Origin of the sequence: Acidovorax sp. ACV01, assembly GCF_014851495.1 — a bacterium.
GTDB lineage: Bacteria > Pseudomonadota > Gammaproteobacteria > Burkholderiales > Burkholderiaceae_C > Acidovorax > Acidovorax radicis.
Genome location: NZ_JACUZT010000025.1, coordinates 1 through 475 on the forward strand (window position 1 = coordinate 1; position 475 = coordinate 475).

At 48.6% G+C, this 475-nt stretch carries 1 protein-coding gene; it reads left to right on the plus strand.

The genetic code is table 11. The annotated features are described in order from the left end of the window. Positions 1–75: 75 nt before the first annotated feature. Positions 76–475, plus strand: a 400-nt coding sequence (locus IB243_RS27530) for a hypothetical protein (protein WP_192430116.1), incomplete at its 3' end; no start/stop codon positions are given.

Here is a 475-nt window from a genome sequence, read left to right on the forward strand (position 1 = left end):
TAGAGGGAGCAGAAGAAGAAAGAGGAGAGAAAGGGGAAAGAAGGACAGGAGAAGGGAGAAATAGAAATACAGAAAGTGGGAAAGAAATTGCGAAAGGCAAAGAAAGGAAAAGAAAAAGGAGGGGAAAGAAAAAGAAAAAAAAAAGAAAGAAAGAAAAAAAAAGAAGGAGGAGAAAGAAAGGGAAAAAAGGAGAGGGAGAGGAAAGGGAAAAGGAGGGGGAGGGGGGGGGAGAGAGAGGGGGAAGAGAGGGGAAAAGAGGGGGGGAGGGGAGGAAAAAAAAGAGAGGGAAGAAAAAGGAAAAAAGAAAAAGAAGAGAAGGGAAAAGAAAGAGGAGGAAAGAGAAAGGAGGGAAAAGGAGCTGGAAGAGAAGGGGAAGAAGAGGGGGGGGAGGCGCACAAGGGAAGGGCCGGGAGGGGAGGAAAGGAGAGGGGGGAAGCCAAGAGCTCGGCTATTGGAAAACGCCGCAACGCCGCAG